Raw genomic sequence first — 5,090 nt, 5'->3', positions numbered from 1 at the left:
AAGCCCAACAGATCAAGAGTCCTGATAAACAGGACAGTATGGTCATGGCTGAGTTGTCTCGGGTGGCGAAATTGGCGGGGTTTAGGGGCGTTCGGGAGGATGTGTTTAAGTTCAATAAGCAAGTTTTTCCGCTGTACTTCAAGTATCTGAACCGAAAGTCCAAGGTAGAACTGTCGGTGCCTTCGTATGAGCGGAAATCTAAGCGTCTGGTCAGTAATTTTCATGAAATGACAGCTTTTTTTGCGGATCTGCAAAAGTAGCTTTAAACCACAAAGATGGCCGTGATGGCGATCAATAACAGTGGGCATGCACTCAGCATGAATCTTTGGGTTTTGAGGTTGAGGTCCGTGTCATATTTTTTTGAATATTGCTTATATTTCAAGGTGAAGCTGAGGCTTGAGACAAAGCACCCGATCAGGAAACTCAGCATTAACGCTATGCGGTAAAAATCTATGCTGAGGTCCGTGCCTGCTGTAAATTTCTGGAATTGGTAGTAGTTGCTGCCCATGAGGAAAATCAGGCACAACAGCCCAAGCCCCATGGCGTTGTATTCCGGTTTTTTATTGCGATCTTGGTATAAAAATTTGCTGATGAGCATGCTTAAAGTAAGGAACAGTGGGATCAAAATGACCGTAATGCTGATCAATAAATTGCTGAATAGCCATGATTTAAGGTTTGGATTGTTTCTAAACTGATAGATATTCAAAAATGGGAAAAACACCGAGGGAAAGAAGTACATATAGGACAGCTTAAACGAGTTCATATTTTTAATTTTCATCATGTGGGATCAGAGTCCTGACTGTAACTAAGGTAGTTAGGTAGGTATTATGTGTGCTGTTAAGCTCTCAATTTTTCACATGATATAAGTACTTGATTTTAAATATTATTACATTTATGTATAAAAATAAAACTCAGACATTAACTTTTTTAAGTTATTGAAATTAAATAAAAAATCAAGAACACACATCATAGCTACCTTGTAAGGTAGCTATGATGTGTGTTGAACAATACCTTATATGTAAAAAAGCCTTTATTTCCTGTGCTGTATAGCCCGACTTAGAATATGATTTATATGTAAGCTTTACTCAGGATTACGTCAATGTCAGCAGTAAATCTAATTAATGAAAATGACGATGAGAGAGAAATTGCTTGTCAGGCCGCTTGTGCACTTCGAGAAAGTTTTATTACTGCCGCTCAAAGTGGACCAGTTCTGTATGTTGAAAACGATACTGTTTTACTTAAGGAAGTCGGCGCTCCCCCAATTGTGATTAAACACCTAGCAGGTCGTAATCCTGAGCTTGCTCAACGAGTAGTGAGTCGTGGAACTTTTAAAATTAAAAAATGTAAAGTAAGCCAAGATTGAAGCTAACTGGGACTTACAATTCAAATTTCGTATAAGAAATTTTATGTTAAATGATTGTTAGAAATGCCCCTTGATCGAGGCATTTTCTATAAAGAATACTAAAAACTAATTAAAGCCAACCAAGTTTCAAAACAAGGCAGTTCTCAGCAATCATATTTTTAAATTATATAACTCCCAACTGAGCTTTTGCTCCAACGATAAGGCTTTCATTTTGAGTTTCTAAGGCAAATAAACCATACATCAAAGGAGAGGCCGCTGCTCTTTCTAAAGTCTGTTCATATAGTTTATTCCAAACTTTACCCCCTAGTTTTTCATACTCGATGATTAGAGTTTTGAGGCTTTCTTCTCCAAACAAAGTTACATGCCCAGCAAAATCAATCGCTGGGTCATCTATATGGGCTGTTGACCAATCAATAACGCCTGAAACAGCTCCATCCTTTGAAGCTAGTACATGCCCAGCATATAAATCGCCATGTATAAATTGGGTGAAATCTGCCCATAGAACATCATTATCCAACCATTTTCTGTAGCGGGTTTCCAATTGCTCACTTATACCAATTTCAGATTTTACTAACTGCAAATTGTTTGCTATTTCAGGTCTTAAATCTGAAGGTTTCATAATTTTCAAATCATTTTCCCGAACTTCTTTTTCAGGAATACTATGGATTTCAAATAAGGTTTTTGCCAAAGATGTTATGTATTTCGGGCTATCTTTGTCCATATTCCAAATTATTTCATAGGTTTCAGCATCCAAATTTAAAACAGGATTATCTTTAAGTATGGGATAAGCCACTAATTCTGTAGATGAAATTCTCCAATCAGGAACCTCTACAGAAAGATGTTTTTTTACCAATTCTAAAATGCGTTTTTCTTTCTTGATTTGTTCCCTCATGCCATCACGACGAGGAATACGCAGCAACCATTGTTGCCCCTTTGTATCAAGAGCAAAAACGACCTTAAAATCAATGCCCATTTCATTGAAATTCATTTTGTCCGTAAGCAACAAGCCGTGTGCTTCAGCAAGTGATTGAATATCTTGAATTGTCATTTTTAATTTCCTTTAAAGAGTTCAATAATTAATGTTCGGATTAGATTGGCTATCATTAACAATCTCTCTCAAAAGTCTTGATGATTTTGTGGTCTTTGATCTCGTAGATAATGTCAGCAATATTATCGACCAATTGCTTGTCATGAGATACGAAGATAATAGTTCCTGCATAGGACTTCATCATTGTTTCTAATGCGGCAATACTTTTTAGGTCAAGATAGTTTCCTGGTTCATCCATAAGCAAAATATTATATTTTCCTAAAAGCATTTTGGATAAAAGCAGTTTGATGATTTCACCTCCCGATAAGTCGGATAAGTTTTTTTGAATATCATTCGCTCCGATCCCCATTGAAGCCAATACTGCACGAATTTCCGCAACTGTGTACTCGCACTCTTCCTGCATAAAGGAGAGCACAGATTTATGCGTGTTAAATTTATATCCTGTTTGTGTAAAGTAGCCAATTTCAGCTTTTGGAGATATGGTTAATCCATCAGCACGTTCTGATATCATTTTTAACAAGGACGTTTTCCCTGTTCCATTCGATCCAGTTATAGCGACTTTAGCGCCAAGCGGTATTATAAAGTTAGCGTCATCAAAGATAGTACGGCTACCAAATTTTAAGCTCAGACCATCTGCCGTAATCGGGAACTTATTGTGCAGTTCTAGGGCTGAACTTTGACGAAAACGAATAGAACGCAAATGCTCTGGTGCTTGAATATCTTCTAATGCAGCCAAACGCTTTTCCATACTCTTAGCTGCCTGATACAGTTTTCTTTGCTTGGTGCCAGTCATTTTTGCATGCCCAAGTCGTCCAGCACTTTCGGTAGAGTTTTTGGATTTTTCTCCTTTTTTCTTATTGTCTAATCGATTAGCTTGCTGGCGTTTTTCTTGCACAGCAGATTCTAATCGCTCCCGTTCCTTCATCATCAGCTCATATTCTACGGCTTGGTGTTGTCGCTCTTCTTCTTTTTGACGCAAGTAATCCGAGTAACCACCCCAATATTCCGTAATTTTACCGTCTTTTAACTCCCATATCTTGTCTACAACCATATCAAGAAAATATCGGTCATGACTGATAACAAGTAATGCTCCATCAAATGCTTTAAGTTGACCAATAAGTAGATCTATTCCATTGAGATCAAGGTGGCTGGTTGGTTCATCCGCTAGAATGCCATGTACTTGTTGGGAAAATGCGGCAGCAATTTTTGCACGAGTTTCCTCTCCGCCACTCATTGTGTCGTTTTGTACATTGGAAACACCAAGGCGAGATAACATTGCCCGGTCTTCGACCGTTTCTATTTCGATTCCGCCCAGTTGGCTGATATGTGCAAAATCACCAAAACGCTGTAATGTCGCTTCGGCTAAAACAATTTCGCCATTAAGTACTTTGAGTAAACTACTCTTTCCTGCTCCGTTATCACCCACAAGACCAATACGGTCATAAGAGTGAATTTCCAATTCATCAATATCCAAAACATCACGCCCAGCATAATCCAAGCGTATGTTTCTCGCTTTAATAATTAAACTCATTTTTATTTACTCCTGTTTAGCTCTTGAAATTTTTTATGCAGCAAACAGGATTTAGGTGAAAACAAAAGCTAGCATCACAGTGTCCTCCCAAAAAAAAAGCTATTCATCCACAGGGTGGACAAATAGCTAGTCAATTAAGTTATAACTGGAAACTATGCACTAAAAGCATACTTATAAATTAAGCATACTTTTACTTTATATATCCGCATATATTCTTAAAGACACAACAAAAGCCCACCATTATAAAATAGTGTCACTATGCAAATAGTTGTGTCTTAACGAATGCGGATAGAATGCATAAACTTACCTAAAAAATAAAATTCAGTTTTATGATAACTTTACTGTTAAAAGAAGTCTAGACAACCTTGTTTTATGCTTGGATATAAGGCTTATTTTAAAATAATAGTAGTGAAGATTTTCTAAAATTAACATAATACACCTTATACGAAATAAAAATGGGAGCCTTAAGCTCCCATTTTTTAAGTAATTTTTTCAAATAAGGCTTGGGTGAGCATCTAAAATTCGAATCAATGTAGCTGCTGGTCCAGTTGGATAGCGTCGTCCCTGTTCCCAATTTTGCAGGGTACGGGGGCTAATATGTAGACGTGCAGCAAATTCATTTTGGCTCAAGCCAGTTTTTTCACGTACTTCTTTAATATCAGGCAATTCGAGTTCTGTAACTCGGCTTGCTTTAACTTCTTTACGTTTGATAGCTCCAGCTTCTTTGATTGAAGCAACCAAGTCATCAAATAAGTTGTTATCCATGAAATTGCTCCTTCACGAGTTGGTGCAGAATGGCGGTTTCCTTATCTGTTAAATTATCTTTTACTGATTTTGGATAAGCCACTAAGAAAAAGATCTGATCATCCTCGGTGACCCAATAATAAATCACCCGTATCCCACCACTTTTCCCTTTGTTACCTTGAGCACAACGTACTTTGCGAATACCACCGCCATTCTTGATTAGGTCACCTCTATCAGGCTGTACCAAAAGATCTTGCTGAAGTTGACGATATTCCTCATGTCAACGGCATTCTAAAATTGACCCCTTTTACCTTACAAATGGCAAAGTAAAATTGACCCCTTTGATCTCGTATTAAGTTTCAACCTGGGGCTGAATCCCAATTCTTTTTTTATCCTTCAAACGA

Annotated in this window: 6 protein-coding genes and 1 pseudogene; 2 read left to right on the top strand and 5 right to left on the bottom strand. The window is 37.6% G+C overall.

The window, feature by feature from the left end; all coding sequences use genetic code 11:
* Positions 1-260 (top strand): annotated as a pseudogene (locus tag HYG89_RS15545) (hypothetical protein); the annotation flags it as partial.
* Between the two features lie 2 nt (positions 261-262).
* Here the strand turns inward: HYG89_RS15545 and HYG89_RS15540 are convergent.
* Entirely contained in the window at positions 263-781 is a 519-nt protein-coding gene (locus tag HYG89_RS15540) for a hypothetical protein (protein ID WP_178319586.1), read from the bottom strand.
* Positions 782-1,099: 318 nt separating this feature from the next.
* Between HYG89_RS15540 and HYG89_RS15535 the strand changes: the two genes are divergently transcribed.
* Entirely contained in the window at positions 1,100-1,363 is a 264-nt protein-coding gene (locus HYG89_RS15535; protein ID WP_017397130.1) for a hypothetical protein, read from the top strand.
* 163 nt (positions 1,364-1,526) lie between these two features.
* Here HYG89_RS15535 and HYG89_RS15530 read toward each other — a convergent pair whose 3' ends face one another.
* The 4 genes from HYG89_RS15530 to HYG89_RS15515 all read right to left on the bottom strand — a co-directional run bounded on the left by HYG89_RS15530 (position 1,527) and on the right by HYG89_RS15515 (position 4,933).
* A complete protein-coding gene (locus HYG89_RS15530; protein ID WP_000155092.1) occupies positions 1,527-2,411 on the bottom strand; it encodes an Mph(E) family macrolide 2'-phosphotransferase in 885 nt (294 codons plus the stop codon).
* A gap of 55 nt (positions 2,412-2,466) precedes the next feature.
* Positions 2,467-3,942 (bottom strand): ABC-F type ribosomal protection protein Msr(E), encoded by a 1,476-nt coding sequence (msr(E), locus tag HYG89_RS15525; protein WP_000052512.1) that lies wholly within the window; start codon positions 3,940-3,942, stop codon positions 2,467-2,469.
* A gap of 492 nt (positions 3,943-4,434) precedes the next feature.
* Positions 4,435-4,707, bottom strand: a complete 273-nt coding sequence (gene nadS, locus HYG89_RS15520; protein ID WP_000369781.1) for a NadS family protein — start codon at positions 4,705-4,707, stop codon at positions 4,435-4,437.
* The gene (locus tag HYG89_RS15515) at positions 4,700-4,933 is read right to left on the bottom strand and encodes a type II toxin-antitoxin system RelE/ParE family toxin (protein WP_096902546.1); all 234 of its coding nucleotides are present in this window, start codon (positions 4,931-4,933) and stop codon (positions 4,700-4,702) included. The genes nadS and HYG89_RS15515 overlap by 8 nt, the downstream gene beginning before the upstream one ends.
* Between the last annotated feature and the right edge of the window lie 157 nt (positions 4,934-5,090).

Origin of the sequence: Acinetobacter sp. SwsAc5 (assembly GCF_013391485.1) — a bacterium.
GTDB lineage: Bacteria > Pseudomonadota > Gammaproteobacteria > Pseudomonadales > Moraxellaceae > Acinetobacter > Acinetobacter towneri.
The sequence above is the reverse complement of the archived record's forward strand: the minus strand, read 5'-3'. Positions and strand labels throughout refer to the sequence as shown.